We start from the raw sequence: 25,193 nt of genomic DNA, 5'->3' as shown, positions 1-25,193 counted from the left end.
CGTCGCAAGAACAATCATCCCAAGCCAGAGGGCATTTGCGTACCCAGACACACCCCAAACACCCACACCACACCGGTGGATCCAGGTTGAGTGTCCCGATTCCTTCACCGTCGATCCCGGCGATCCGGAGGCCACCCTCAAACCGGCCTGCGGCGCATTCCCTCGAAGCCGCAGCCGCAGCCGCAGCCGCTCATGTCGCGAAAGCCACTTTCGGGTCACCACATGCCCTGAAAGTGGCTTTCGCGACACAGTGGAAACCCCGCGGCCCCAGCATCGAAGCAGGACATGGCACCTTTGCCTTACCCCTCAAGAGAACCCGAATCGCCACTCACGACCCACCCAGCTGCCCCACATCGGAGGCCTTCACGGACACGTCTCGTCTGGGTTATCGAGGCGGGGGCCGCGGTGGCGTGTCGCGAACACCACGGTCGCCTTACCCTCTCGATGAAAGCGGCGTGAAAAGGGCCCCGGTGCGGCATGACCGCACCGGGGCCCTGGCGGGGCCGGCCCTTCCGTGCTGGGGGGTTCGGGAGGGCAGGCCCGGGTTCAGCTCGCGGGGGCCGAAGCCACCCGCTCCAGTTCGGCGACCACCGCAGCCGGTGACGGCTGGGCGCGCATCTCCTCCCGCAGTGCCAGCGCCGCGGCCCGGAAGCCCGGTTCGGAAAGCAGGCGCTCGACCTGGGTCGTGACGGCCTCGTCGGTCGCCTCGTCGCGGGTGAGCACCTCGCCCGCCCCCTTCGCCAGCACACGGCCCGCGTGCGCGGTGTGATCCGGCAGCTGCGGTACGAGCAGCATCGGGACCCCGTTCGACAGCGCGGTGAGGATGCTCGCCGCACCGCCGTGCGACACGAGCAGGTCGCAGTGCCCGAGCAGGCCGTCCAGCGGCGCGTCGACGTACAGCGACACGTCGTCCGGCACCGGCCCGAGCAGGCCGAGCTGCGCCGACGAACATGCCAGTACGACGCGCACATCCAGCTTCCGCAGGACTTCGACGATGCGACCGGCCAAAAAGAGCCGGGGGTGAAGCTTCGCCATCGTGTGCCCCCAGCTGACACACACCGTCGGCCGCCGATCGCGCGGCGGCGGTGCCGGGAGCGGGCCGGGGCCGTTGAACGGGAGGTACCGGATCGGGAGGCGCCGATAGTCCGACGGCGGTTGCAAAGACGCGGGGGCCGGGTCGATGGTGCACGTCCCGAAAGGGTCGAAATCGGTGACGCCGTGCCGTTCCGCCAGCGGCGCCAGTGCCGAGGGCAGGACGGTGCGGGCGCGCAGCATCAGATCGGTGCCGTAGAGATGGCGTATCGCGGGCACGCCCGCGGCCGCCGCGCAGATCGGCCCGGCCAGCGCGGTCGGTTCGTACACCACGAGATCCGGTCGCCACCGACCGGCCAGTTCCACGAGCCCGCCGGTCATGGACTCCGCGTGGGCGAGGAACATCTCCATCGCCCTCGGCCCGTTCCCGCCGCGCGCCGCGCCTCCCCACGGGACATCGGTGTCCTTTGTGGAGGGAAGAACATAGCGGCGGACCATGTCGGCAGCGGGCACGTCGGTCCCGACGGTCGCGCCCGGCAGCCCGGTTCCGGTCACCAACGCCTCGGCGGCCGGCTGGCTGGCCAGTAGTACGTCGTGGCCCGCCGAACGCAACGCCCACGCCATCGGCACCAGCGCGTACAGGTGAGAAGGCCAGGCCCAGGCGGTCAGAAGTACGCGCATCAGTGGGCTCGCTGCGCGTAGTGAAGCCGGAAGCGCTCCTGCTCCGGGATGTCGAACGTGTCTTCGGTGCCCTCGGTGAGCATCTCCGACAGCCGCGTGTGCTCTTCGATCAGCTGATGCCCCACGGCGCGGATGCAAGGCAGGCAGTGGCAACTGCTCGAGTCGTCCTCTTGGATGGTCACCAGGCACAGCTCGGCGAGTTCGTCGAGGATCGTCTCCGCGATGTACTCCGGAGCGGACAGGCGAGCCGCCAGTTCGGCGGTGGACACCGTGCCCGTCGGCGCTTCGGTCACTATCCGGAACGCGGCCCTTCCCGGCGGGGTCAGGCACAGGTAACTCTGCCAGACCCCGGCGCGAAGGCCGAGCGGATCGCTGGTGGCGCCACCATCCCTCGCCAGTTCGGCCTTGATCCAGCGGACGGCGCGGGCCGATGTCCAATGTGGACGGACTTTCAGCCGGTTCGCCACGGTCTCCAGCGCGCCGGGAAGCCCATCGCACAACCGCAGCAATTCCTTGTCGGCGGCGGCGGATGTGCCGCCCTTGTCGCGGCCGAGGCAGCCGGCGAGCAGTACGCCGCTCTGCTCGAGGTCCAGTGGTGACAGCTCGATCACCGTGGCCGAAGGCGACGGGGCGAGCCGTCGCCTGCTGATCACGATCACCGCGCAGTCGTCCCCGGACGGCATCAGCCCGGCCAGCTGGTCGAGGTTCGTCACGTCCTCGAAGACGGTCAGCAACCGCCGGTTCGACGTGAGCGAACGGAAGCGGAGCATCCGGTCGTGGGTGCCGGAGGGCAGGTCGGGGTGCTGGGTGTCGAGCGCGCGGAGGAAGTCGCCGAGGATTTCGTTCTTGCCGACCACGTTGCCGTCGTCGTCGATGAGCCGGGCGTAGAGCTGGCCGTCGGGGTACTGGTGGCGCACCGAATGCGCGATGTCGACGGCGAAGGCGGACTTGCCCGAAGCGGGGGGCCCGGTCACGACGATCGTCGGGGGGCCACTCGATTCGCCGGCGCGCAATGCGGCCAGCGCCACGGACCGCGGTTCGTCCCGGCTGACGAGGTTGTTGTGCCTCGGCGGCAACTGACACTGTGGCTCGACGAGCGTCACCCGCTGCACCTCGTCGTCCAGTGGCAGGTCCAGTGAACTGTCGGCGTCGAGCACGGCCCGGTGCAGCCGTTGCAATTCCTCCGACGGGTCGAGACCGAGTTCCTGATTGAGGGCGGTACGCAGTTGCTGGTAGACGCGGAGGGCCTCCGCCCGCCGCCCGGCCCGGTGCAGTGCGATGATCAGCTTCGACTGCAGGCTCTCGTTGGTCGGCTCCTGGCCGACCAGCCTGGCGAGTTCGCCGATCAGCTCGTGATGCCGCCCGAGCCGGAGGTCCGCCTCCAGCCGGAGTTCCAGCGCGTTGCGGCGGAATTCGTCCAGCCGCAGGATTTCGGCGTGCAGCACCGGCCCCACGTTGACATCCGCCAACGCTGGTCCGCGCCACAGCAGACCGGCGTGGGTCAGGGTGGCGGCGGCGTCGGTCCAGCGGCCCGCCGCACTTTCCAGCCGCCCTTGGTTCACCAACTGCTCGAAGCGGTACGCGTCAAGACATTCGGGTTCGTAGTTGAGGCTGTACCCGCCTGGTGAGGTCTGCAGGCTGGGAAGCGGTCTCGTGTCGTATTCCTCCGACGTCGGCAGTCCGGTGCGCTGGAGGCGGAGCAGCTTGCGCAGCTGGTAGATGTAAGTCTGCATGGTGGTCGTGACGCTGACCGGAGGGTTGTCTTCCCAGAGCTCTTCCAGGATCTGCTCGTTGCGCACCACCCGGCCGGAATGCAAGGCGAGCAGGGCGAGTACCTGGCGAAGTTTCGCGGCTGTCGGGGTGATAATCGCGTTGAGGTGAACTACTTCCAACGGTCCGAGCACACTGATTCTCAAGGTGGGCCCCCCATGGCTCGACAAGCAAGATTACTCGCGCTAATAGTTTCAAAATGACCAGTCGAGGTCTACGGCCAGATGGGCGATAAAAGAACCACGGACTGTAAGACCGTACCGGGGGCGCATTTCGGGCGTGCCCGAATTTCTGTCGAAGAGCAGTCGGAAATGTGTCGCCGCCGCTGGAGAAGATGGTGCATTACGGACATATGGCAAGCCGTCGCGGGAGACGTGGGCGGCCGCTCCGAGACCCGCCGGGAGCGGGGTGGCCGACGGCGACCCTCGACGCCCCGGTGTAGTTCGATATGGTGAATTATTCCCATCGGCGCGGTTCAGATCGGTCGCCCTGAGTGGGAGGCAAGCGGCTGACCGGTGAAAAGAGTGAGCAATTGTCCTGAGTTGGGTCGATGATGATTAGACTTAATGACACTATTTCCGATCCCGATGACCCCCGCGTCCCGCTGGCCGGGCCAGGGGGCCTGTGACCTGGCCTTGGAGGGCGTCGCGCCCGCAGTGGCGACCGGTCGAGGGCCCGGCGGTGTCCGATCGAGGGGGGCGCGGAAATTCCCGCCGAGCATCCCCGGTGGAACGGGATGGTCGGCGAGAATCGTTCATTCGATCAATTTCATCGGCCTGCCGGAGTTGGAGTCGGGTTCGCCATTGTTATTAGCCGGTCGAAATCGGAATTCTCACCGGGAATGGTGCGCGGACTTCTCCGAGCCTGCCGTGGGCACCTCGATGTCGATCTTGCGAATGGACCATTGAGCGATTTTGAGCGACAGCGAGACGGCCTCGGTCGCGTGCTCGGTCACGGCCTCTCGATACCGGCCGAACGCGGCGGGCAGGGTGGTGCCGCCGTCGGCGACCTCGCGGAACAACCGGGTGAGCAAGGCCGCGTCCCAGGCGGCGCTGTTCGCCCCGACTCCACCGGACGGCGGCATCGTATGCGCCGCGTCGCCGAGTGCCACTATCCGTTCCGTGCCCCAGGGCCGGACCGGAAGGTCGGCCCGCAGCGAGACCGCGAAGGTGTCCTTGGGGTCGCCGAGTCCGAACAGGCCGCGCAGGCCCGGGTTCCAGTCACGCATCCGGACGGCGGCGAAGCCCGCCAGCTCCCGGCCGTCCAACGCGAAGAACTCCGAGTCCGGCATCGCCAGTTCGTCGCGGTGCACGTTGAGCACCGCCATGTAGTAGTCGTCGCCAGGCGGCAGGTCCAGCCCTGGCCAGAGCCGGGCCGCCGCACGTGACGGCGGCTCGCGGAAGACCATCGGCATCAGGCCGAGGTGATGCCCGTCGGAGCCGATCACATAGCTGAACGCGCCGCGAAGCCCCTCGGGCAGACCAGCCCGGTGCACCCCGTCCATCGGCAGGCGGGCGAAGACCGTCCGCACACCCAGGTCCCTGGGTTGCTCCGCCGGGCGAAGCTGGTTCCTCACCACCGAGTTCGCCCCGTCCGCCGCGACGAGGACGTCCCCGGTCGCGGCTTCACCGGAAGCGAAGTGGGCGGTGACGCCGTCCGCGTTCTCCTCGACCCTGGTGAGCCGTCGGCCGAACCGCACCACGTCGCCGAGCCCGGCGAGCAGGACCCGCCGCAGGGTGACGCGATCGACGGCGTCGATCTTGTCCGGCCCCGGGCCCCGTGGATCGTCGAACTCCGGTGCCCATTGCGGGCGCAACCGCTCGTCGAAGGCCAGCAGGCCGTGCCCGTGGCGTTCGTTCGAGGTGGCCAGCAGCAGTTCGAGCACCCGCGACGGCAGGCATTCGCGCATCGCCCGCTCGCCGTCCGGGCTGATCCGCAGCCGGTAGCCCTGGGTCCGCACCCGCGGGGACTCGTCACGTTCGTACACCGTGACGGGCAACCCCGCCGCGTGCAGTCCCTGCGCCAGGATCAGCCCGCCGACACCTCCGCCGATGATGACCACCCGTGGTCCGTGACGTCCTGCGGACATGCCGTTTCCTCTCTCTTGTCGCCGTGCGTGGCTTCCGCCGCGGGAGCCACGACGCAGCCGGCGCCGGCGCCGAGTGCCGCCAAACCTCGCAGCGGCCAGGAAACCCAGCGGTACCAGGCCTTCACGGTTCGCCGAAGCCGTCGAGCACGCGGTAGACGCCGAACGGGCGGGCCAGGGCCAGATCCCGGTACGGCCGGAGCGGCGCGGTGCTGTCCCGGTGGGACGCGCCGGTTTCCCAGGCGTCGAAGGCCGCTTGGTCGGCCCAGTCGCTGATGACGATGAATTCGGCGCTGTCGTGCACCGAGCCGAGCAGTTCGTTGCCGAGCAGTCCGGGGGTACCGCTCAGCGCCTCACTGGTCCGGCGATAGGCGGCCCGAAGACCTTCTCCGTCGGCGGTGCGGTGGAACAGCAGAACCCGCACCTTGCCGGGCATCAGTCCGCCCCGGGGAGGTGGGCCACCACCCGCATGGTGACCATCGAGCCACCGGAGCGGTACGGGTGCAGCTTCTGACGGTGGGTCAGGTGCCGGTCGCTCGTCTCGAACTCGCGGAACGCCGGTTCGCTCACCCAGTCGCTGACGATGTAGTAGACGCTGCCGCCGTTCTCGGGATCTTCTTCGTCCGAGCGCGAAAGCCATTGGCCAAGGTTCGCCGGATGGGTGACCACCGAGTCGCCGACCTCCGACCAGACCCGCTCGAAATCGGGCCCCATGCCCGGTTTGATCAGCATCCGCAGCATCACCCGGAAAACCGTGTCGGTGGCCATCAGGAGATACCCCCGTCCACGCTGAGCACCGAACCCGTGACGTACCGCGCGAGGTCGCTGGCCAGCCAGAGCGCGGCACCCGCGACCTCGGCCGGGGTGCCCAGCCGTCGCAGGGCGGTCTTGTCGGAGTAGCGGCGCACCATGGTTTCGCGGGTATCGGCGGGCATCGCGTCCATCGCCTCGGTGGCGATCACGCCGAGGGCGAGCACGTTGAAGCGGACACCGCGGCCGCCGAACTCCTTCGCCAGCGACCTGCTCAAGCCCTGCAGCGCGGCCTTGGTCGCGGTGTAGTGCGCGCGCAGCGGGATCCCGGCGTCGATGGATTTGGAGCCGATGCTGATCACCGAGCCGCCGGAGTCGAGCAGTTCGATCGCCTGCTGGGTCACCAGGTGCACCGCGGTCAGGTTGGTCGCGAGCACCCGGTGCCACTCGTCGAGCGGGAGTTCGGCGTAGGGGATGTGGCTGATCGCGCCGGCGTTGTTCACGACCACGTCCAGCGTGCCGTACTGCGAGCGGACGACCTCGAACAGCCGGTCGATTTCGCCCGCGTCGGTCAGGTCGGCCCTGACCACGTGGTGCTTGCCGCCGATCTCCTTGAGCTCCCGCTGCAGGGTGGCCGCGGCTTCGGAATCGGTGCGGTGGCAGGTGATGACGTCCATGCCGTGCCGGGCGTACTCGAGCACGATGCCGCGGCCGACACCCCGGCTCCCGCCGGTCACGAGCGCCGTCTTGCCCCTCAAACCAAGATCCATCGGAATGCTCCTCGTCTTCTTCGTCGGGTCAGATCCGTGTGCCCAGCAGGAAACCGAGCGCGGCGCAGTTCAGCGCGAACGCGAGCACGGCGAGCGTGCCGCGGACACGATTCCAAACGCCCCAATGCTTTCGGGGGTCCAGCCGAGCGAAATCGGCAGGCAGGCTGTCCGGGTCGAGGGTGCGGAGCCACTTGTTCACCGGCACGTTCTTCACCACCGAGATGACCATGGCGGTGACGGTCAGCAGCGCGGCGGCACCGAACGCCACCCGCCGCGGCCCTTCGTCGGCGAACACCAGCGCCAGGTCGCCGGCGAAGGTGAGGACGAAACACACCGGCATGAACGGGTCGTAGCGGGTGGCGAAGAAGGCGTGAGCCTGGACGTACCGGTCCGGCGGGAGACCGCGCAGCAGCGGCCAGCCACCGAGCTGGGTGCCGACGAGCACCCCGGCCGCCAGGCCGTTCGCCAGCAGTACCAAGGGAAGCAGTAACCCGAGCACGGCGTCTCCCGGTGGCTAGCCGGCCGCGGCGCGGTGGCCGGCGAGCCGCTCGAGCTTGTCCCTGATGAGCTTCTGCTGGATACCGGTGTTGTGGTCGATCCGTTTCCGCATGCCCTCGTCGTCGATCGGCGCGGCGGGCTTCATCTCGAAGTCCTGTACCCAGCGCATCCGGGTGCCGTTCGGGGTTTCGCTGTACTCCCAGTAGATCCACATGTACTTGAACGGTCCGGTCTGCACCCGCTGTGAACGGACGGTGTAGGTCTCGTGGTCCGGCGTCCGCGCCGAGACCCAGTCCCACACCTTGCCGTTCTCGTCGGGGTGCAGTGCCAGCCGGAACACGATGGTGCCGTCCCGTTCGGAGAGGATCTCGGCGGCCGAGTACTCGCTGAAAAGCTCGGTCCAGGACTCGATGTCGTTGGTGCGCTCCCACACCAGCTCCAGCGGGGCCTTGATGAGGATCTCGTTGTCGACGTGACCGGACATCTCAGCGGGCCGTCCTTTCCAGCTGGCGGTTGATGGTTCGCAGGGCTTCGGCCGGGGTGCGCATGTCGAGGGCGACGTCGTCGGAGATCGTGACCCCGTATCGGCGCTGGAGCTGGCCTGCCAGCTCCAAGATGGCCAGCGAGTCGTAGCCGAGTTCGGCGAACTCGACGTCGTGGATGTCGGCGTCCAGATCGACTCCTTCGTCGACCCCGACGCTGCTGCGCAGGATTTCGCGCAGGTCTTCGATGGTGAGCTGGTTCATCGATGGGCTCCCTGGGTGGTTCCGTCGGGTTCGGTCTTCCGGAGGACGAGGGCCGAGGTGAAGCCGCCGTAGCCGCGCGCGAGCAGCAGCGCGCTGGTCAGTGCCGCCTCCCTGGGGGCCGAGCGCACCAGGTCGATGTCGCAGCCGGGAGCCAGCCGGGTGGTGCCGGCGGTATGCGGGATGACGCCGTCGCGCAGCGCCAGCAACGCGGTCGCCACGTCCAGAGCGGCCCCGCCGCCGTAGAGCCTGCCGACCAGCGTCTTCGGCGCGGTGACCGGAACCGCGCGGGCACCGAACACCTCGGTGATCGCCCGCGCCTCCAGCAGGTCGTCCCGAGTCGAGCCGGCCGCGTCCGCGAAGACGACATCGATCTCACCCGGTCCGAGACCGGCGTCGGCGAGCGCGGCGCGGATCACCCTGGCGAGCGCGGGTGGCCTCGGCGATCCCGGTCGCGGGTCCATTCCCGCCGCGTAGCCCGCCACCTCGCCGTAGGAGTGCCCGGCCCCGCGTTCGCGGTGGGCGCGCTTGCCTTCGACGATGAGGATCGCGCCACCTTCGCCCGGCAGGTAGCCCGAAGCCGCCTCGTCGAACGGCAGATAGGCCCGGCGCGGGTCGGGCTCGGTGGACAGCCTGCCGTTGCTCAGCTGGGCGACCAGGGAGTACGGGCACAACGGCGCGTCAGTGCCGCCGGCGACCACCACTTTGGTGTCCTCGGCGGTGAATTTCCTGGCGTGGCCGAGGGTGTCGAGCCCGCCTGCCTGTTCGGCGCAGATCACCCCGCAGGCACCCCGCATGCCGTGCCGGATCGCGAGCTGCCCGGTCGTGGCCGCGTAGAACCACGCGATGGACTGGTAGGCGCTGATCCGCGGGCCGTTCTGCCACAGGCTCGCCATCTCGCGCTGGCCGAACTCGACCCCGCCGGACGAACTGGACGTCAGCACGGCCATCTCGAACTCGGGGACCGTCGCCGGGTCGAGCGCCGCGTCGGCCAGTGCCTCGTGGCTGGCCACCAGCCCGGTCTGCGTCCACAGGTCGGTTTCCACCAGCAACCGGCCGGGCAGGTGGTCCTCGGCGGCGAACCCGCGGAGCTTTCCCGCGTGCCGGACCGGATAGCTCGCGGGATCGAAGCGGTCGATGTAGCCGATGCCGGAACGGCCATCGAGCGTGGCCCGCCAGTGTTCCGCCGTCCCGATCCCGGTCGGTGCCACTACGCCGATCCCCGTGACGACCGGTCGATCGGCACCAGCCGAATCGGTCATGATCCTCACCTTTTCTTGTCTGGCAGTCTTTCTGCCCTGGGTTCCGATCTTCAGCGCGGTCACTGAAGTGGTTCTCGAACGGTGCTCGACAGGTCCGCTCAGAACAGCGCGGCCGTGTTCAGCCCGGCGGCGAGCACGGCTATCCCGGTGCGGAGCAGGTGCCAGCGACGCCACAACGGCCGCGGATCGGCCCAGTCGGCCGGGATCGCCGCCGGGTCGAGCCGCTTGACCACCCGGTTGATCGGCACGTTGCAGAAGTGCGAAACCACCGACACCGCGGTCAAGGCGAGCGCGCCCGCCCCGAAGAGCCAGGCCCGCTCCGGTACGAGAAAGGCGAGCACGACGTCGGCCACCGTCGACCCGAGCACGAGCGCCGGCATCGTCGGATCCCACCGTTTTCCGATCAGCTGGTGGGTGTAGACGTACTGGGCCGGTGGCATCGCGAACAACGCGGGCAGCACGGCGAGCGCGACGGCGAACAGCACACCGGCGATCACGCCGCTGGTCACCGTCACCGTGCCGGCCAGCCAGCCTTCCCACGTCGACACGGTCGTCACCGCGAAGGCGGGGTGTCGCTGTGGAATCCTTCCGCGATCACGGCCGCGTCGTCGTCGCCGAATCCGGCGTCGACGACCGTGCTGTACCGGTCCGCGGCCGCGACGGTGACCGGCATGGGCACTCCGCGCCCGGCCGCGTCCTCGCAGCCGAGCCGGAGATCCTTGTGCATCAGCACGCTGCGGAAGGCCGCCGGCTTGTAGTCGCGTTCCCGCATGAAGCGCGCGCGGAAGCCCAGGATCGGCGAATACCAGCCGCTGGCCGAGAAGACGTCCAGCATCAGCGTGCGGTCGATCCCGGCGGATTCGGCGAACTCCAGTGCCTCGGCCAGCCCCGCCGTCTGCACGCCGAGCAGGAGGTTGAAGGCGAGTTTGAGGGTGCTCGCGCGGCCGGTCTCGCCGAGCCAGCTCACCTGCTGGCCGAGCGCGTCGAACACCGCGGAGACGTCTGCGCCGGGTGGTTCCTCCCCGGCCGCGAACACCCGCAACCGGCCGGCCCGCGCCATTTCCGGATTGCCCATGACGCAGCTTTCGATCCGGCGCACGCCGCTTTCGGCGAGTTTCGCGGTGGCCTGTATCGAAAACCGCGGGGACACCGTGGAGGTGTCGAGCACCGTGTGCCGGTCGGTGAGCACTCCGGCGAGGTCGCCGAGCACCACCTGGGTCACGGCGTCTTCGTCGGCGAGGCTGACCAGTACCAGCGATGCGTCCTCGACGGCCTCGGCCGCTGTGGCGGCGACTCGCGCCCCGGCCGCGCGGAGCGCTTCGGCGCGGGAGGTGGTGCGGTTGAAGACCACGACCTCGTACCGCGCCGCGAGGAGCGCGCGGACCATCCCCGAACCCATTTCCCCGAGGCCGATCGCGGCCACCCTGGTGCTCATGGCGGTCACCGGGCGTTCGGGTGGTCGGCGACCGAAAGCTGGGAAACACAGCGCATGGTCGCGTCGGCGAAGTACCGGGAGAAGCCCTCTTCGGTCACGGTCTCGCGCGGTTCGGCGAGGTACGGTGCAAGCGCTTTCTCGATCAGGTGCACTCCGCGTTGCGCGCCGACATGCCTTCCTACCGCGGCGAAGTCACCTTCGTAGTGCACGATGCGCACCACGACGTCTTCCTGCACGAACACCGCCGTGCCGAGCAGGCGGGCGCCTTCATGGTCGTTCCCGGCGGGTGCCTGCGGCGTCGACATCCGCTGGAACCCGGCGAAGATCTCCGCGATCCGGTCTTCGTTGCCCGGCTTGACCCGATAGCAGATGGCCGCGTAGGGCATCAGACTCCTCCGTCCACGTTGAGGGTGATCCCGCTGATGTAGGCCGACGTGTCCCCGGCGAGGAACAGGACCGCCCCGGCGACGTCCTCCGGCTGGCAGATCCGGCCGAGCGCGGTCATCCCGACGATCCGGCCGACGGCCTCCGGCGGCAGCCCGGCGCCGGGCTCGGTTTCGGTGAGCCCGGGTGCGACGGCGTTGACGCGGATGCCTCGTGGGCCCAGTTCCTTGCACAGTGCCCGGGTGAAGCCGATCAGCGCGGCCTTCGAGGTGGTGTAGTGGACACCGTTCGCCCGTCCGCGCAGCGCCACCGAGGAGCCGACGGTGATCACCGAGGCGCCGTCGGCCAGCGCGCCCATGACCGCGTGGGTCACGTGGTACACGCTGGTCACGTTGTGCTCCATCACCCGCTGCCATTCGGAGGGGGTGAGCTCGGCGAAGGGCACCACTCCGTCCACGCCGACGTTGTTCACCAGCACGTCGACCGTGCCCAGTGTCTCGGTGGCCGCGGCCGCGAGGGCCGCCGCGCCGCTCTCACCGGTGACGTCGGCCCGCACCACGCGGTGCGTCCCACCGAGCCGTTCCAGTTCCTTTTCCAACGAGGCGGCCGCTTCTTCGTCGTCGCGGTAGCAGGTGACCACGGAGGCGCCCGCCGCCGCGAACGCGAGCACGGTCGCGCGGCCGATGCCCTTCGTGCCGCCGGTCGCCAGTACTTTCTTGCCGTCCAGTCCTTGGTGCATCCGGAGGTCCTTTCGGGAGGTTCGGTAGCGGGGTCTTAGTCCGGCAATGTGCGCGAAGCGGTGGGAGGCTCACTCGCCCGCAGGGCCTCGTGTTCGCCGGGGTCGTGGCGCAGTGCCGCGGTCAGGCGGCGGCGGCTTCGCAGGAACAACAGTCCGGTCAGGACACTGACCGTGCCGAGGCCGAGGTAGTAGTACTGCTCCGGGATCAGTTGCAGCAGGCGGAGCAGGGCGGCGCCGATCGCGCTGCCGAGACCGGCGAAAAGCCAGTAGAGGCCGAGCATCCTGGCGGTGAACGAGCGCGGCAGCACGTCCGCGGTCGCCGCGATGCTGACCGCCGCGATCACCAGTTCGCCCAGCGCCGAGACCAGGTAGGCGCCGACCAGCCAGAGCGGGGAGACCTTGGCGCCGCCGCCGGTCTGGCCCGCGGCGATGGCCATGGTCAGGAAACCGGCGCCGATCAGGCAGAGCCCGATCGCGAACTTCACCGCGACGTTGTGCCGCCGCCCGAGCCGGGGCAGCAGCCGCGCGATCACGGGGGCGAACAACAGCGTGAACAACGGGATCACCGACTGCATCCAGCTCGCCGGGACGAGGAAACCGGCGAAGTCGCGACGCACGTGATCACGGGCGAACAGGGTGAGCAGCGAGCCGGAATAGGCGAAGATCATCCAGAACAGGGCGGCACCGCAGAACACCGTGAGGAACGCGGTGAGCCGTCGCCGGTCCGCGCCGGTGAGTTCCGGATTCCGGTGCAGCGAACGGAATCCCGTGACGGTCGCGACCAGCAGCAGCACCGCCGCCGCGCTGACGAGGGTGCGGACGCTCAGCACTTCCGCGATCGCGGCGCACACCGTGGCGACGGCCGCGACACCGAGTACCAGCCCGGTCCAGCGGAGCAGCCGTGCCCGTTCGGCCGCGGTGAGCCCGGCTCGCGGGGCGAGGCCGATGGATCCGAACCGGTTCGCCGCGGTGGCGATTCTGGCGCCTGCCAGCACCATCGCCGCGGCGCACGCCAGGAACGCCGCCGACCAGGAGACCCGTTCGCCGAGCCAGCCACAGGCCAGCGGGGCGAGCAGGGAAGAGACCTGGGTCGCGACGAACATCAGCGAGATACCGGACTCCCGGCCCCGGCCGTCCCCGAACATCAGGTTGACCATGGCCTGATGGTTCGGTTTGAACACGGCGTTGCCGACCGCCAGCAGGCCGAGCCCGGCCGCGGCGGGCAGTCCCGCGCTCAGCGAGGCGAACCCCGCGGCGCTCAGCGCGCATCCGGTGAGCATCGCCCGGCGGGCGCCGAGCACCCGGTCGCCGAGCCAGCCGCCCGCCAGCGACAGCATGTAGGTGAACGCGATCCAAGCGCCGAACAGCGCGGCCGCCTCGGCACCGAGAGCCAGCCCGCCCGTGCTCACCGGCGCCGCCGCGTACAACACCAGAACCGCTTGCAGGCCATAGAAACCGAAGCGCTCCAGCAGGTCCGCGGAGAACAACCTGGAGTACCAGTCAGGCATCCGGAACAAGGTGACCGTCCGGTCGCCGAGGTCCTGTTCGGCCGCGGACACCATCACGGCCTCCCCGTCGCGGCGGCGAGTGCGGCGCGCAGCGCGTCTTCGGCGGTGTCAGCGGTGGCGCCGGTACGCCATGCCACGAAGGCGTCGGGGCGGACCAGGACGGCACCGTGCTCCGGAACCCCATGCAGGGTACCGAAAGTGCCCTGCTCCGGGCGAAGGTCGCCGCCCTCGGCGAGTATGTGGCTGCGCACCGGCACCCCGAGCAGCTTGCTGGCCCGGTCCGCCGCTTCCAGCCAGCCGCTGTCACGGGAACCCGTCAGCAGCACGAAATCGTCGAAGTAGAGGTCGATCGTGGACAGTCGTTCACCGTCGCGTTCGAGCCAGCAATGCGGTGCCCGGGTGCCGGGGCTGCCGGTCAGCGCGAGTTCGGGCGCGAGCACCGGCGCGTCTTCGGGCACGCCGGTGATCGCGGCGGAGCGGTACCGGTAGCCGAGGGTGACGATGACGTCGTCGACCATCTTCGCGGCCGTCTCTTCGTCCGCGTGCCCGTGCCGGATCCGGTTGCGCACCATGGCCTGCCTCGCCATCGCGTCACCGACCAGCCGTCGCTCGGCGTCGTAGGAGTCGAGCAGCGGCTCTTCCGCTTTCCCGGCCAGCACCGCCGCCAGTTTCCACGCGAGGTTGTGCGCGTCGTGGATCCCGGTATTGGCACCGAAACCGCCGGCAGGCGGGTGCAGGTGCGCGGCGTCGCCCGCGAGGAAGACCCGGCCGGCGCGGAAGGTCTCGGCGACCAGCTGCGCGCCCCGCCACGGCACCTTGGCCATGATCTCGACGTCCATCTCAGGCCTGCCCGCCGCGGTGCGGATGATTTCGCGGCAGCGGTCGTCCGTGAAGTCCGCGCGCGTCTCGCCCTTGTCCGGGAAGTACAGCGGCGCCGCGAGCCAGGGGTCGCAACCGTGCAGCCGGGACAGCCCCATCAGGGTGCCGGGGGCCGCGGTCGCGTAGCAGAGGATGAACTTCCGGTGGGCCAGCATGGTTTCCAGCTCCGGGGCGCGGAAGTAGATCGACATCGCGTCGAAGACGGTGCCCATCCCGGTCCGCTCGATACCGAGGACGTCGCGGGTGGTGCTGGCCGATCCGTCCGCGCCGATCAGATACCGTGCCCGGACCCGCAGCGGCTGCCCGTTTTCCTCGAGTTCCGCGGTCACGCCGGTTTCGTCCTGGCTGAACGAGAGCAGGCGGGTGCTGTGCTTCAGCGTGCCGCCGGTGTCGGTGACCAGCCCCGCGAGTACCCGCTCGTACCGGTCCTGCCCACAGCCCATCACCCGCTCCGGGCTGATGTGCTCCCCGTCGAGCGAGGGTGCCTCCAGGGTCACCGCGTGGTCGATTTCGGCGAACGTCCTGGTCTGGATGATGCCGCCCTCGAAGTAGGGATGCGAGTCACCCATCTCCAACGCGCGGATCTTCGAGACGAAGCCCGCCGCGCGGAACAGTTCCATCGTGCGGGCCTGGAGGCCGGGCGCCCTCGGCAGGGTGGAGGTGCCGTCGCGCCGCTCGACGACGAGCGCTTTCACCCCGTGCCGCCCGAGGAACGCCGCGGCGGAGAGGCCGACCGGCCCGGCGCCGACGATCAGCACTGGTACAGCGATTTCCTGCATGTTCGGTTCCTTCGTTCGACCTTGGACGGGAGAGTTCCTCCGTGGCGGATCGCCGTGGGCTCAGGAAGAAGCGGCGGCCTTGGGCAGGGAAAGCTGGGTGACGCTGCGAAGCAGGCTGGCCGTGAAGGTGCGCACGAAGCCTTCTTCGGTGTCCGTGTCACGGGGCGTCCGCAGGTACGGCTTGAGCTTGCGTTCGACCTCACGGACACCGGGCTGGGCGGCCATGAACTTCGCGATCGCGGTGAGGTCGCCTTCGTACTCGATGAAGCGCACCAGAAGTCCGTCGCGGATGAAGACGGCGGTGCTCAGGATGCGGCTCGGCGTGCCGTCCGCGGCCGCGGACGGCACCCGCGAGGTGTCCGGCCTGCGGAAGCCGGCGAACACCTCGACGAGCTCGTCCTCGAACCCGCTCTTGACGTCGTAACTGATCGCGGCGAAGGGCATCGGGTCTCCTCGTGAGCTGTCCGGGGCGGGAATCAAACCGTGTGACAGGGGGCTGGAGAGAGGCTCAAGCGGCTGTCTCGGCACTTCCGGCGCGGCCAGAGGATCGGTGTCCGATGTAATGTTTCTGTTATGATTATAATCAAGTGGTGATCGGACACTCGAAGGACGAGGAAGCAGACACGGCGACGGTCCGCCGCTCTCCGCTGGCCATGGCCGTCCTGCTGCTGCTCGCCGTCGAGCCCAAGCATCCGTACGGGCTGCGTCAGCGGATTCTCGAATGGGAGAAGGACCGCGTCATCAACGTCAGCCAGCGGAACGCGATCTATCAGACGATGCGCAGGCTGGAGCGGCACGGGCTGATCACCGTGCACGAGACCACCAAGCACGAGAACCGGCCGGAACGCACCGTCTTCCGCACCACCGAGAGCGGCGTCCAGCTGTCCCGGGAATGGGTGCGCGACATGCTGCGCACCCCCGCCGTGGAATACCCGGAGTTCCCCGCCGCGCTGGCGTTCATCGCGTCGATCTCGCGCTCCGACGCGATGGCCGCCCTGAACGAGCGGCTCGAGACCTGCGAGCGGAACCTCGCCGCGTTCGAAGCCGAGGTCAACGCCCGGCTGGCCGACTTCGGCGGTCCACTGGACCCCATCCACCTCGTCGACACGGACTACCAGCGGACGATGGCGAGGGCCGAGATCACCTGGCTGCGCGGGATGCTCGAAAAGCTGGAAGCCGCCCAGCGGAACGGGACCGCCGGCGGCACCTGACCCCGGCTTCGACCCGGGGCCGATTCACGGTCCAGCCGCTCTGTCCAGCATCGGACGCGTCAGCTTCGCCGACGCGATCCGGAGCCCTCATGAACGGCACGAGCACTGCCCTGAACGAACACCGCCCGAAGGCCCGTACCGCCCTGGTCACCGGTGCCAACCGGGGCCTCGGCCGGGCGGTGGCCGCCGAACTGCGACGGCGGGGTTTCGAGGTCGTCGTAAGCGCCCGTGACGGGGCGCAGGCGCGGGAAGCCGCGGCCGGGCTGGGTGAGGATGTCCGGCACATCCAGCTGGACGTCACCGATCCCGGCTCCGTGGCCGCCGCCGCGCGCGCCCTGCCCGAGGTGGACGTCCTGGTTTCCAACGCCGGCGTCATGCTCGACACCGGTGCCGACCCGTTGACCGTCCTGCCGGAACTGGTCGAGCGCACCATGGCGGTGAACCTCATCGGCTCCTGGCGGGTGGCCCAGGCCTTCCTGCCCGCCATGATCGGCCGCGGCTGGGGCCGGCTGGTGTTCGTCTCCAGCGCGACCGGTTCCTTCACCGCGGGCCTGTTCATCGGCTGCCCGGCGTACTCGGTGTCGAAAGCCGCGCTCAACGGCCTCACCCAGATGCTCGCCGCGCACGCCGAAGGCACCGGTGTGCTGGTCAACGCCGTCAACCCCGGGCAAACCAAGACCAGGATGATGCCGTCGGCGACCAGGACGGCCGAAGAGTCCGCCGTGGCCATCGCCGACGCGGTGACGCTGCCCGACGACGGGCCCACCGGCACCTTCCGCCGCGGCGACCGGCTGATCGGCTGGTGAGCCAGGTTCGAGCCGGATTCCAGCTCCGGTGTGTCAGATCGGAATACGCCAGTTTCCAGGCCGTTTCTAGGAGGACGCCGTGCACCGGACCCTGATCGTGGCGCGACTCGAGACACCGGACCCCGGCCGGATCGCGGAGGTGTTCGAGGAGTCGGACGCCACCGGGTTGCCGCACCAGGTCGGCGTCTCCCGCCGGACGCTGTTCAGCTTCCACGACCTGTATTTCCACCTCGTCGAGGCCGACGAAGACATCTCCCCGCGGCTGTACCGCGCCCGGCCTGGTGCCGAGTACCAGGACATCCACACCAAGCTGCTGCCGCTGGTGTCGCCGTACGACCCGAACTGGAAAGAACCGAAAGACGCGATGGCCCGGCAATTCTACGTCTGGTCGGCCGAGAACGGGAGGGAACTGTGACCGAGACCGTCCACAAAGTACACTTCACCGAGGTCGCCGCGAACCGGCGGCGAGGCGGGGAAATGCGGGTCACGCTGAGCCCGCGGACAGTGGCCAGCACATCCGGCTTCGGCGGGGTGCTGTGGCTCGAGCCCGGCGAATACGTCTCCGAGCACTACCACCCGCATTCCGAGGAGTTCCTGCACCTCGTCCGCGGCACGGGCACCCTCTACCTGGACGGCGAGCCGATCGAGCTGACCGCGGGCGACTCCCTCCTGGTGCCGATCGGCGCGCGTCACCGCCTGGTGAACGACGGCACCGAGCAGGCTCACTACGTCTTCCACCTGTCCCCGCTCGCGCCGAGACCGGAGCTGGGCCACGTGGACACCGAGGAGCCTCCCGCCCCGCACGAGTCGCAGCCCGTGGTCGGCGGGGCTCGATGAACCGGAGGGCGGTGGTGACCGGCATCGGCGTGGTGGCGCCGGGGGCGATCGGCCGGAAGGCGTACTGGGACCTGCTCAGCGAGGGCCGGACGGCGACCAGGCGGATCTCCCACTTCGACCCGGCGCCGTTCCGCTCCCAGGTCGCCGCGGAGGTCGACTTCGATCCGCTGGCGAACGGGCTGACCCCGCGCGAGGTGCGCCGGATGGACCGGGCCGCCCAGTTCGCCGTGGTCTGCGCGGAGGAAGCCATGCGGGACAGCGGGTTCGACGCGGGCGCGATCCCGCCGGAACGCGTCGGCGTCACCGTCGGCAGCGCGGTCGGGTGCACCGTGGGGCTCGAGAACGAGTACCGGGTGCTGTCCGACGACGGCAAGCATTGGCTGCTCGACCACGAGTACGCGGTACCCCAGTTGTACGGGTACATGGTGCCGAGCACGCTCGGGGTCGAGGTGGCCTGGGCGGTCGGCGCGGAAGGGCCCTCCTCGGTGATCTCCACCGGGTGCACGTCGGGGTTGGACGCGGTGTGGAACGGCGCGATGCTGGTGCAGCGGGGAGAAGCCGACGTCGTCTTCGCCGGCGCCACCGAGGCGCCGATCTCACCGATCACGGTGGCCTCGTTCGACGCGATCCGGGCCACCACGCCGAATCTGGACGACCCCGAGCACGCCTCCCGTCCGTTCGACGCCCGGCGTGACGGCTTCGTGCTCGGCGAGGGCGCGGCGATCGTCACGCTCGAGAGCGAGGAGGCGGCGCGGAGCCGGGGGGCGAAGATCTACGGCGTCATCGACGGATTCGCCAATCGCACCAACGCTTTCCACATGACCGGACTCAAGCCGGACGGCCGTGAGATGGCGGAGGCGATCAACGCCGCGCTCCGGTACGCGAAACGAGACCCCAGCGAGATCGACTACGTGAACGCGCACGGCTCGGCGACCAAGCAGAACGACCGGCACGAGACGTCGGCGTTCAAGCGGAGCCTGGGGCCGCACGCGTTCGACGTCCCGGTCAGCTCGATCAAGTCGATGATCGGGCACTCGCTGGGGGCGATCGGTGCCCTCGAGGTCGTCGCCTGCCTGCTGGCGATCGACAACCAGGTGGTGCCGCCGACCGCCAACCTGAAGGAACCGGACCCGGACCTCGATCTGGACTACGTCCCACTGGTGGCCCGCGAGCAGCGCACCGACGTCGTGCTCAGTGTGGGCAGCGGTTTCGGCGGTTTTCAGACGGCCGTCGTCTTGAGTGGACCGAACAGCCGAAGGACTTCCACGCCCTAGGCCAGTTCGTTGACCGTTTTGCCGTCCCCGTCCAGGATCTTGATGGTCGGCCGGTCGTTCTCGTCGACCTGGAGCACGATTCGCGGACGGCCTTGGGAATCGCACAACGCGAGCTGTGCGCCGAAGGTGGTGTGGCAGCCGAAGAGGGCACGCGGCGTGGCACGGACGCCGGGTCCGGCGTCGGGATCCGGAATGCCGTTGATGGTCAGGCCCGCGCCGCCCACGCCGTCCTTCGCGGACAAGCTGAGGTTGATCCCGTCCACCGCGTGCGGATAGTCGAAGGCGATGCGACCGCCGGTGGGATGGACGAGCAGGCCGCCCTTTTCGTCACCGGTCTCGTCGTTGAAGATCAGATACGAGCCGTTCTCCGGCCCGGAGCGCTGCTCGGGCGGGTAGGTCCGGCCGTCGATGATCAGCGGCGGCTTACGGCTGTCGAGCAGGAACCGCTGCCGTCCTCGCTTGTCCACCACCGTGAACGACGGGCTCACCTGATGCTTGCCGTCCACCGTGGAGTCCACAGTGGACTCATCCGCGCCCGCGGTGCCGCCTGCCAGCAACGCGCCGCCGGCGGTCGCCGCCATCCCGAAGATCGCCCGTCGTCCGAGATTCCCTGTCATCGCCCCAGCCTCCTCATGTCGGTTCCCTGGACGTTAGCAAAGATCAGGCACGAGATGTGACATCTGGCCAAAGTATGTCACTCAGTGGACAGGTGAGTACAAGTCGGCTGCCGAGACCTCAAGCTCACCTTCGAATGGCGTAGGCGAAATGCCGTAGTGGTGTTCGAGAATTCGGCTCATCAAAGGACGCTGCCCGGTTCGAAGTATGATGCGCGAGAGTGAACCGTCTCGACAGCGGGCGAGTCGGGGCGGATGATCGGATACGCGCGGCACCCTGCGAGCAAATCCCTTGTTGCGCTCAGTTCCCTGCTCCCATTATTTGGCGAAAAGGAAACCTATGCATGACGATGATGAGCCAGTAGGCCGGGTGCTCGGCAGGCGGCAGGCGTTGCTTCTGCTCGGCGCCGCCGGTGCGACACTCACTGTCGCCGGGGCCGCCACAGCGCGAGCCACCACCCCCGCCGCGGGACCACCCGAGGTCTGCACGCTGGATTGCGTGGTCAAGCCAGAGCAAATGGAGGGTCCGTACTTCGTCGACGAGCGGCTCAACCGCTCCGATATCCGCAGTGAACCGGCCACCGGGCAACTGGTTCCCGGCACCGCGCTGGCAATCACTTTCACCGTCCAGCAAATCCGTCAGCAGGTGTGCACGCCACTGCCGGGAGCGATGGTCGACCTCTGGCAGTGCGACGCGTTCGGGCTGTACTCCGACATTCCGTCCCAGGGCAGTTCCGGTCGCCGTTTCCTGCGCGGTTACCAGAATACCGACCAATCGGGAGTAGCTCGGTTCACCACCATTCTTCCGGGCTGGTATTCCGGGCGCACGCTGCATATCCACGTCAAGATACGCACCGTCGGGACGAACGGCAGGCCGTACGAGTTCACCTCGCAGCTTTACTTCACGCCCGAGTTCGGCGCGGCGTACCTCCGGACCGAGCCGTACCGGCGGAAAGGTCCGGCCGACACGACCAACAGCCGGGACTCGATCTACCGCAACGGCGGCGCCCAAATGCTGCTGCGTCCCCAGCAGGCCGGAAACGGCTACACGGCGGACTTCGCGATCGGTCTCGATCTGTCGAACACCCAAGTCGGCAGGCCCGACTGAAGCAGGCCCGGTAAGCCGCCGGGACCAGCGAACGCGGGCGGCGACGGTGAGTCCTGCCCGATAGTGAGCGGCACGCGCACGCGCGCGTGCCGCTCACGGCTTCGGATGTGCCTGTGGAACGGGTCGGTTCTTGCTCATGCGCAGGATCAAGGCGACCGTGTCCTCCGAGTGGGCTGCCGGAGTCAGGACCTCTTGGAGGAGCAGGCCACGAATCGCGGCGATGGTGACTGTGGCCGTGGTGAGCGCTTCGTCGGCGTCGAGCCCTTCGCGTTCCGCGAGCGAGGCCAGCATCTTGGTCAGGTCGTCGAGTGAGTCGATGAACTCACGAAAGTCCTGTGGGCTGTACGCGGCCAGCCCTACGACGTGAAAGAAGCCGCGGACACGCGACAGCTGCTCCGGGCGGGTGTAGGTCCGCCAGATCGCCACGACGAGGTCGTCGAAGGTGCCCTGCGGGGCGGCCTCGAAAAGAGCCTCGTTGTCGTGGGATCGCTGCGCCTTGAGCATGGCCGCCAACACTCCGGGAAGCGACCCGAAGTGGTATCGCAGGAGGGCGTGGCTGGTCCCGGCCCGGGCCGCGATTTCGCGCAGTGACACCTCCGGTGCGGGAAGGGTCTCGCCGAAGGCGTCGAGAAGCCGAGCCAGGAGGCGCTCGCGTGCGTCACCGGTGTGTTCCGTGCTTGACAAGATCACTCCCACAGTTTATCCATTGGAAAAGAGCGAAGGGAATGACTTGTGGGAAGTTTTCAGCTTGTCGGCGTCGTCCAAGCCGGACGTGTCGTGAAGGACCTGCGATGAGCGCCATGTGGCACGGCTGCCTCGCCGACACCGACTACTTCGAGACGCGCTCCAGCGGTGGGCACGACTACGGCGTCTGGGTCACCACGCCACCGGGCTACGACCCCGCCACTACGCGAGCGCCTGCCGTGTACGTGCTCGACGGCAACTGGGCCGTGGGCATGACGGCTCCGCTCATCGTCACCCAGACGGACCCCATGCAGCGGATACAGCCCTACATCCAGGTCAGCGTCGGCTACGCGGGCGAAGACGCCCAGCACTGGGATCGGCTGCGCAACAGAGACCTCGTGCCGCCCGGCGAGCCCATCGCCAAGGAACTTGTCGATGCCGTGGAGATGGGGGTTCGAGCGGGCGCGAGGACACGCGAGGAATCCGACGCCTACCTCGCCGAACTGCGCGACACCCACGCCGACGTGTTCCTGAGCTTCCTCACCGCGGAACTGCACCCGCGGATCGAACGCGACTACGGCACAGCCACGAGCGGGCACGGCCTTTTCGGCTATTCCTACGGCGGGCTTTTCAGCCTCTACACCTGGCTCACCGGCAGCACGCTCTTCGAGAGCATCGGAGCGGGGAGCCCCGGCGTCACCGGTGAAGACAGTCGGATCTTCACCCAGCTCCAAGAGCTGGGTGACCGGCGGCAGGCCGCCAAGCTTCATGTGACCCTCAACGAGCGGGAACTGCTCGGAGACCTGGCCATCTACCAGAACCTCACGAAGAACACGGCCACCGTCCTGCACCGCCTCACCTCCCTCGGCGCGGACGTCACCAGTGCCGTCCTGCGCGAAACGCACGTGACCGGCCTGCAGGCCTCGTTCCTCAGCTACCTCAGGACTTGCCGGGCCCGGTAAGCGCGAACGCCGCGGCAGGGCGACTCGGGTCCGGTTCGATTCCCGTGAATCGGCTGGACGTACGGCGCGATCCCGACCCACGCGTCGGCGCCGTCATGGCTGTGTGCCTGGCTCTTCCGTTGACCGCGCAGACGATTCCCGCTTCCGCGTCGAATTCACCGACGACGGGACGACCGCGGTGTCAGCCGAGATCACACCACACGGAGCGGCCGGAAAGGCGCACACCGGCGCTTGTCGTCCGGTACTCACCGACCCGCCATTCATCGACCTCGGCAACCCGAACTCGGTTCCCGGGTTGGTGCTTCCGGAGGGAAGTTCACGCTGGGATTCATGCGGCGGGACGAACGGCCCGCCCGCGAATCCTCCTAGGGTCGTCACCAGCGAGGCCAGGAGGGCAGGTATGCGCACGCTTTCGCGCGGCGGTCGTGTCGTCGATCCCGGCTACCGGGTTCGACGGCACCGCCGGTCGGCCGGGCTTACGCGGAGGCGGTCGCGGCGGGACGGCCGCTGCACGCTCGGCTTCGGCGTGCTGCTCGGATACGCGCCGGTCAGCGTCGAGTCCGGAATACCATTCCGTCCGGTCGGACCAGCCGGTTCGGGCGAGGCCGGATCTACCTTCGGGAGTGCGGACACCGGTGCCGAGCACATCGCATACGAGTCTGAGCCGTGTCATCGAAGCACTCGGGGACGTGCTCCTCGAGCCGATCGCGGTCGGCCGGGACACCCGTCGCCATCTCGGCGGCGTGGTGATCCACGACCCGTACGACGACGCCGAGTTCCCCGACCGGGCGGTGGTGCTCGGGGTCGGGGTGCGCGATCCCGGTGGGATCGTGAAACTGCTGCACGAGCTCGGCGAACGCGGCGCGTCCGCGCTGGTCGTGCGCGCGCCGATCTCCGCTCCGGCCGAGCTGACGCGGGCGGCCGCGTCCTCCGGCGTCGCGTTGCTCGGGCTGGCGAGCAGGGCGTCGTGGACGCAGCTGGCCGCGATGCTCCGCACTTTGCTGGCCGAGGGCGACGTCGGCGACGTCGCCCCGCAGGCACTCGGCGGAATCCCGACCGGCGACCTGTTCGCGCTCGCCAACGCGATCGCCGCGCTGCTCGACGCGCCGATCACCATCGAGGACCGTGACTCGCGGGTGCTCGCGTTCTCCGGCCGCCAGGACGAGACCGATCCGCCTCGGGTCGAGACGATCCTCGGCCGCCAGGTGCCGGAACGCTACACCCGTGGCTTGGAGAAGAGCGGCTTCTTCGACCGCCTCTACAGCGAGGCGGGACCGGTCTATTTCCATCCGGACGAGGACGAGGGCGAGAACCGTCCCCGGGTCGTGGTCGCCGTCCGGGCAGGCGACGAGGTGCTCGGCTCGATCTGGGCCGTGGTCGATCACACGCTGAGCGAGCAACGTGCGGTGGCGCTGATGGACGCTTCGAAGATCGTGGCGTTGCACCTGCTCCGGCTGCGCGCCGGAGCCGATGTCGAACGTCGGTTGCGAGCCGATCTGGTGAGCACCGCGCTCGAAGGCGGGCGCCAGGCCCCGGAAGCCGTCGCGCGCCTCGGGCTGCTGGGCCAACCCGCCGTCGTGCTCGCGATGGGCTTGCTCGACCCGGCCGACGACGACCCCTGGCTCGCCACCGAACGCCAACGCGTCGCCGACGCGCTCGCCATGCATCTGAGCGCGGTCCAGCCGCGCTCGGCGGTCGCGCTCGTCGGCGACGTCGCGTACGGAATCGTGCCGGTGCCCGGGAACCACGGTGATCACCAGGAACGCTCGGTGCGCGTCGCGACCGCGTTCCTGGAACGAATCGGGCACCGGGTCTCCGCGGCGATCGGCGTCGGACCGACGGCGCTCGAGGGTGCGGGCCTGTACGACTCTCGCAGCGGGGCGGACCGGGCGTTGCGGGTGCTGCTCGCCAACGGCGGCTCCAAGCGGGTGCTCACGGCCGAGGACGCCCACGTCGACGCGCTGATGCTCGAACTGGCGGACCTTTCCGCGGCCCGCGGCGATGTCGCGACCGGGCCGATCGCGAGGCTGCTGGCCTACGACCGGGAACACCAGTCCCAGTTCGTGCACACGCTGCGGTGCTGGCTCGATTCGTTCGGGGACACCAACGCCGCGTCGGCGGCGGCATACGTGCATCCGAGCACCTTCCGCTACCGGTTGCGACGGCTGGCCGAGGTAGGCGGAATCGACCTCGACGACCCCCGGGACCGGTTCGCGGCGATGGTGCAACTGCATCTGCTGCTCCATGGCATGCGGCCCGGAAAAGCCTGACCCGGCGAGCTTCCTCCGTGCGGAGGAACTTTCCCGTGCGCTCTCCTCGGTCCGGACGAACAAAGGACGTCTCGCCGGGACCTAGCATTCCCGCAACGCCGGACCATCCAC

Annotated in this window: 27 protein-coding genes; 8 read left to right on the top strand and 19 right to left on the bottom strand. The window is 69.0% G+C overall.

What is annotated here, in order from left to right; translation table 11 throughout:
- Nucleotides 1-546 precede the first annotated feature (546 nt).
- The 17 genes from ACZ54P_RS40035 to ACZ54P_RS39955 all read right to left on the bottom strand — a co-directional run bounded on the left by ACZ54P_RS40035 (nucleotide 547) and on the right by ACZ54P_RS39955 (nucleotide 15,760).
- Nucleotides 547-1,713 (bottom strand): nucleotide disphospho-sugar-binding domain-containing protein, encoded by a 1,167-nt coding sequence (locus tag ACZ54P_RS40035; RefSeq protein WP_465466841.1) that lies wholly within the window; start codon nucleotides 1,711-1,713, stop codon nucleotides 547-549.
- Nucleotides 1,713-3,605 (bottom strand): AfsR/SARP family transcriptional regulator, encoded by a 1,893-nt coding sequence (locus tag ACZ54P_RS40030; protein WP_465466840.1) that lies wholly within the window; start codon nucleotides 3,603-3,605, stop codon nucleotides 1,713-1,715. Before ACZ54P_RS40030 ends, ACZ54P_RS40035 begins: the two co-directional genes overlap by 1 nt.
- A 710-nt stretch (nucleotides 3,606-4,315) precedes the next feature.
- Entirely contained in the window at nucleotides 4,316-5,572 is a 1,257-nt protein-coding gene (locus ACZ54P_RS40025) for an FAD-dependent oxidoreductase (protein WP_465466839.1), read from the bottom strand.
- 121 nt (nucleotides 5,573-5,693) lie between these two features.
- The gene (locus tag ACZ54P_RS40020) at nucleotides 5,694-6,005 is read right to left on the bottom strand and encodes an antibiotic biosynthesis monooxygenase family protein (protein ID WP_465466838.1); all 312 of its coding nucleotides are present in this window, start codon (nucleotides 6,003-6,005) and stop codon (nucleotides 5,694-5,696) included.
- Nucleotides 6,005-6,337, bottom strand: coding sequence for an antibiotic biosynthesis monooxygenase family protein (locus tag ACZ54P_RS40015; protein WP_465466837.1), 333 nt, complete (start codon nucleotides 6,335-6,337; stop codon nucleotides 6,005-6,007). Before ACZ54P_RS40015 ends, ACZ54P_RS40020 begins: the two co-directional genes overlap by 1 nt.
- Nucleotides 6,337-7,089, bottom strand: a complete 753-nt coding sequence (locus ACZ54P_RS40010; RefSeq protein ID WP_465466836.1) for an SDR family NAD(P)-dependent oxidoreductase — start codon at nucleotides 7,087-7,089, stop codon at nucleotides 6,337-6,339. The genes ACZ54P_RS40015 and ACZ54P_RS40010 overlap by 1 nt, the downstream gene beginning before the upstream one ends.
- Before the next feature lie 28 nt (nucleotides 7,090-7,117).
- Nucleotides 7,118-7,588, bottom strand: coding sequence for an anthrone oxygenase family protein (locus tag ACZ54P_RS40005; protein WP_465466835.1), 471 nt, complete (start codon nucleotides 7,586-7,588; stop codon nucleotides 7,118-7,120).
- A 15-nt stretch (nucleotides 7,589-7,603) separates the two neighbouring features.
- On the bottom strand, nucleotides 7,604-8,071 hold the full coding sequence (locus ACZ54P_RS40000) for an SRPBCC family protein (protein ID WP_465466834.1): 468 nt from the start codon (nucleotides 8,069-8,071) through the stop codon (nucleotides 7,604-7,606).
- 1 nt (nucleotide 8,072) lies between these two features.
- Nucleotides 8,073-8,333: an acyl carrier protein gene (locus ACZ54P_RS39995; RefSeq protein ID WP_465466833.1), complete on the bottom strand. Its 261-nt coding sequence runs from the start codon at nucleotides 8,331-8,333 to the stop codon at nucleotides 8,073-8,075.
- Entirely contained in the window at nucleotides 8,330-9,592 is a 1,263-nt protein-coding gene (locus ACZ54P_RS39990) for a ketosynthase chain-length factor (RefSeq protein WP_465466832.1), read from the bottom strand. The genes ACZ54P_RS39995 and ACZ54P_RS39990 overlap by 4 nt, the downstream gene beginning before the upstream one ends.
- 98 nt (nucleotides 9,593-9,690) lie before the next feature.
- Entirely contained in the window at nucleotides 9,691-10,140 is a 450-nt protein-coding gene (locus ACZ54P_RS39985) for an anthrone oxygenase family protein (RefSeq protein WP_465466831.1), read from the bottom strand.
- A gap of 5 nt (nucleotides 10,141-10,145) precedes the next feature.
- Nucleotides 10,146-11,027: an NAD(P)-dependent oxidoreductase gene (locus tag ACZ54P_RS39980; protein ID WP_465466830.1), complete on the bottom strand. Its 882-nt coding sequence runs from the start codon at nucleotides 11,025-11,027 to the stop codon at nucleotides 10,146-10,148.
- Nucleotides 11,028-11,032: 5 nt separating this feature from the next.
- Complete coding sequence (locus ACZ54P_RS39975) at nucleotides 11,033-11,413, bottom strand: SchA/CurD-like domain-containing protein (RefSeq protein ID WP_465466829.1); 381 nt, start codon at nucleotides 11,411-11,413, stop codon at nucleotides 11,033-11,035.
- On the bottom strand, nucleotides 11,413-12,150 hold the full coding sequence (locus tag ACZ54P_RS39970) for an SDR family NAD(P)-dependent oxidoreductase (RefSeq protein WP_465466828.1): 738 nt from the start codon (nucleotides 12,148-12,150) through the stop codon (nucleotides 11,413-11,415). Before ACZ54P_RS39970 ends, ACZ54P_RS39975 begins: the two co-directional genes overlap by 1 nt.
- A gap of 35 nt (nucleotides 12,151-12,185) precedes the next feature.
- Nucleotides 12,186-13,712 (bottom strand): peptide MFS transporter, encoded by a 1,527-nt coding sequence (locus tag ACZ54P_RS39965; RefSeq protein ID WP_465466827.1) that lies wholly within the window; start codon nucleotides 13,710-13,712, stop codon nucleotides 12,186-12,188.
- Nucleotides 13,712-15,316, bottom strand: a complete 1,605-nt coding sequence (locus ACZ54P_RS39960) for an FAD-dependent monooxygenase (protein WP_465466826.1) — start codon at nucleotides 15,314-15,316, stop codon at nucleotides 13,712-13,714. The genes ACZ54P_RS39965 and ACZ54P_RS39960 overlap by 1 nt, the downstream gene beginning before the upstream one ends.
- Nucleotides 15,317-15,376: 60 nt before the next feature.
- On the bottom strand, nucleotides 15,377-15,760 hold the full coding sequence (locus ACZ54P_RS39955) for a SchA/CurD-like domain-containing protein (protein WP_465466825.1): 384 nt from the start codon (nucleotides 15,758-15,760) through the stop codon (nucleotides 15,377-15,379).
- 146 nt (nucleotides 15,761-15,906) lie between these two features.
- Between ACZ54P_RS39955 and ACZ54P_RS39950 the strand changes: the two genes are divergently transcribed.
- The 5 genes from ACZ54P_RS39950 (at nucleotide 15,907) to ACZ54P_RS39930 (ending at nucleotide 19,444) form a co-directional block, all read left to right on the top strand.
- Entirely contained in the window at nucleotides 15,907-16,527 is a 621-nt protein-coding gene (locus tag ACZ54P_RS39950) for a PadR family transcriptional regulator (protein WP_465466824.1), read from the top strand.
- Between the two features lie 89 nt (nucleotides 16,528-16,616).
- Complete coding sequence (locus ACZ54P_RS39945) at nucleotides 16,617-17,333, top strand: SDR family NAD(P)-dependent oxidoreductase (RefSeq protein ID WP_465466823.1); 717 nt, start codon at nucleotides 16,617-16,619, stop codon at nucleotides 17,331-17,333.
- A 79-nt stretch (nucleotides 17,334-17,412) separates the two neighbouring features.
- Nucleotides 17,413-17,748: a TcmI family type II polyketide cyclase gene (locus ACZ54P_RS39940; RefSeq protein WP_465466822.1), complete on the top strand. Its 336-nt coding sequence runs from the start codon at nucleotides 17,413-17,415 to the stop codon at nucleotides 17,746-17,748.
- The gene (locus ACZ54P_RS39935) at nucleotides 17,745-18,170 is read left to right on the top strand and encodes a cupin domain-containing protein (RefSeq protein WP_465466821.1); all 426 of its coding nucleotides are present in this window, start codon (nucleotides 17,745-17,747) and stop codon (nucleotides 18,168-18,170) included. The genes ACZ54P_RS39940 and ACZ54P_RS39935 overlap by 4 nt, the downstream gene beginning before the upstream one ends.
- Nucleotides 18,167-19,444, top strand: a complete 1,278-nt coding sequence (locus tag ACZ54P_RS39930) for a beta-ketoacyl-[acyl-carrier-protein] synthase family protein (protein ID WP_465466820.1) — start codon at nucleotides 18,167-18,169, stop codon at nucleotides 19,442-19,444. The genes ACZ54P_RS39935 and ACZ54P_RS39930 overlap by 4 nt, the downstream gene beginning before the upstream one ends.
- On the opposite strand, the gene ACZ54P_RS39925 is transcribed toward ACZ54P_RS39930, so the two are convergent.
- On the bottom strand, nucleotides 19,441-20,061 hold the full coding sequence (locus ACZ54P_RS39925) for a hypothetical protein (protein WP_465466819.1): 621 nt from the start codon (nucleotides 20,059-20,061) through the stop codon (nucleotides 19,441-19,443). The two genes, ACZ54P_RS39930 and ACZ54P_RS39925, sit on opposite strands and share 4 nt — an antisense overlap.
- A gap of 337 nt (nucleotides 20,062-20,398) precedes the next feature.
- Between ACZ54P_RS39925 and ACZ54P_RS39920 the strand changes: the two genes are divergently transcribed.
- The gene (locus ACZ54P_RS39920) at nucleotides 20,399-21,166 is read left to right on the top strand and encodes a dioxygenase family protein (protein ID WP_465466818.1); all 768 of its coding nucleotides are present in this window, start codon (nucleotides 20,399-20,401) and stop codon (nucleotides 21,164-21,166) included.
- A gap of 93 nt (nucleotides 21,167-21,259) precedes the next feature.
- Here ACZ54P_RS39920 and ACZ54P_RS39915 read toward each other — a convergent pair whose 3' ends face one another.
- Complete coding sequence (locus tag ACZ54P_RS39915; protein ID WP_465466817.1) at nucleotides 21,260-21,856, bottom strand: TetR/AcrR family transcriptional regulator; 597 nt, start codon at nucleotides 21,854-21,856, stop codon at nucleotides 21,260-21,262.
- Nucleotides 21,857-21,957: 101 nt separating this feature from the next.
- On the opposite strand from ACZ54P_RS39915, the gene ACZ54P_RS39910 reads away from it, so the two are divergent.
- A complete protein-coding gene (locus ACZ54P_RS39910) occupies nucleotides 21,958-22,812 on the top strand; it encodes an alpha/beta hydrolase (RefSeq protein WP_465466816.1) in 855 nt (284 codons plus the stop codon).
- 635 nt (nucleotides 22,813-23,447) lie between these two features.
- On the top strand, nucleotides 23,448-25,082 hold the full coding sequence (locus tag ACZ54P_RS39905) for a helix-turn-helix domain-containing protein (protein WP_465466815.1): 1,635 nt from the start codon (nucleotides 23,448-23,450) through the stop codon (nucleotides 25,080-25,082).
- Nucleotides 25,083-25,193: the final 111 nt, after the last annotated feature.

Source organism: Amycolatopsis sp. NPDC034160, from assembly GCF_055575355.1.
Note: the sequence above shows the minus strand (reverse complement) of the source record. Positions and strands in the feature narration are given on the sequence as shown.

Bases quoted from the DNA above. Each gene is read 5' to 3' on its own strand.
- ACZ54P_RS40035 (WP_465466841.1), bottom strand. From the start codon at position 1,713: ATGCGCGTACTTCTGACCGCCTGGGCCTGGCCTTCTCACCTGTACGCG.
- ACZ54P_RS40025 (WP_465466839.1), bottom strand. From the start codon at position 5,572: ATGTCCGCAGGACGTCACGGACCACGGGTGGTCATCATCGGCGGAGGT.
- ACZ54P_RS40020 (WP_465466838.1), bottom strand. From the start codon at position 6,005: ATGCCCGGCAAGGTGCGGGTTCTGCTGTTCCACCGCACCGCCGACGGA.
- ACZ54P_RS40015 (WP_465466837.1), bottom strand. From the start codon at position 6,337: ATGGCCACCGACACGGTTTTCCGGGTGATGCTGCGGATGCTGATCAAA.
- ACZ54P_RS40010 (WP_465466836.1), bottom strand. From the start codon at position 7,089: ATGGATCTTGGTTTGAGGGGCAAGACGGCGCTCGTGACCGGCGGGAGC.
- ACZ54P_RS40000 (WP_465466834.1), bottom strand. From the start codon at position 8,071: ATGTCCGGTCACGTCGACAACGAGATCCTCATCAAGGCCCCGCTGGAG.
- ACZ54P_RS39995 (WP_465466833.1), bottom strand. From the start codon at position 8,333: ATGAACCAGCTCACCATCGAAGACCTGCGCGAAATCCTGCGCAGCAGC.
- ACZ54P_RS39990 (WP_465466832.1), bottom strand. From the start codon at position 9,592: ATGACCGATTCGGCTGGTGCCGATCGACCGGTCGTCACGGGGATCGGC.
- ACZ54P_RS39980 (WP_465466830.1), bottom strand. From the start codon at position 11,027: ATGAGCACCAGGGTGGCCGCGATCGGCCTCGGGGAAATGGGTTCGGGG.
- ACZ54P_RS39975 (WP_465466829.1), bottom strand. From the start codon at position 11,413: ATGCCCTACGCGGCCATCTGCTATCGGGTCAAGCCGGGCAACGAAGAC.
- ACZ54P_RS39970 (WP_465466828.1), bottom strand. From the start codon at position 12,150: ATGCACCAAGGACTGGACGGCAAGAAAGTACTGGCGACCGGCGGCACG.
- ACZ54P_RS39965 (WP_465466827.1), bottom strand. From the start codon at position 13,712: ATGGTGTCCGCGGCCGAACAGGACCTCGGCGACCGGACGGTCACCTTG.
- ACZ54P_RS39960 (WP_465466826.1), bottom strand. From the start codon at position 15,316: ATGCAGGAAATCGCTGTACCAGTGCTGATCGTCGGCGCCGGGCCGGTC.
- ACZ54P_RS39955 (WP_465466825.1), bottom strand. From the start codon at position 15,760: ATGCCCTTCGCCGCGATCAGTTACGACGTCAAGAGCGGGTTCGAGGAC.
- ACZ54P_RS39945 (WP_465466823.1), top strand. From the start codon at position 16,617: ATGAACGGCACGAGCACTGCCCTGAACGAACACCGCCCGAAGGCCCGT.
- ACZ54P_RS39930 (WP_465466820.1), top strand. From the start codon at position 18,167: ATGAACCGGAGGGCGGTGGTGACCGGCATCGGCGTGGTGGCGCCGGGG.
- ACZ54P_RS39925 (WP_465466819.1), bottom strand. From the start codon at position 20,061: ATGACAGGGAATCTCGGACGACGGGCGATCTTCGGGATGGCGGCGACC.
- ACZ54P_RS39920 (WP_465466818.1), top strand. From the start codon at position 20,399: ATGCATGACGATGATGAGCCAGTAGGCCGGGTGCTCGGCAGGCGGCAG.
- ACZ54P_RS39910 (WP_465466816.1), top strand. From the start codon at position 21,958: ATGAGCGCCATGTGGCACGGCTGCCTCGCCGACACCGACTACTTCGAG.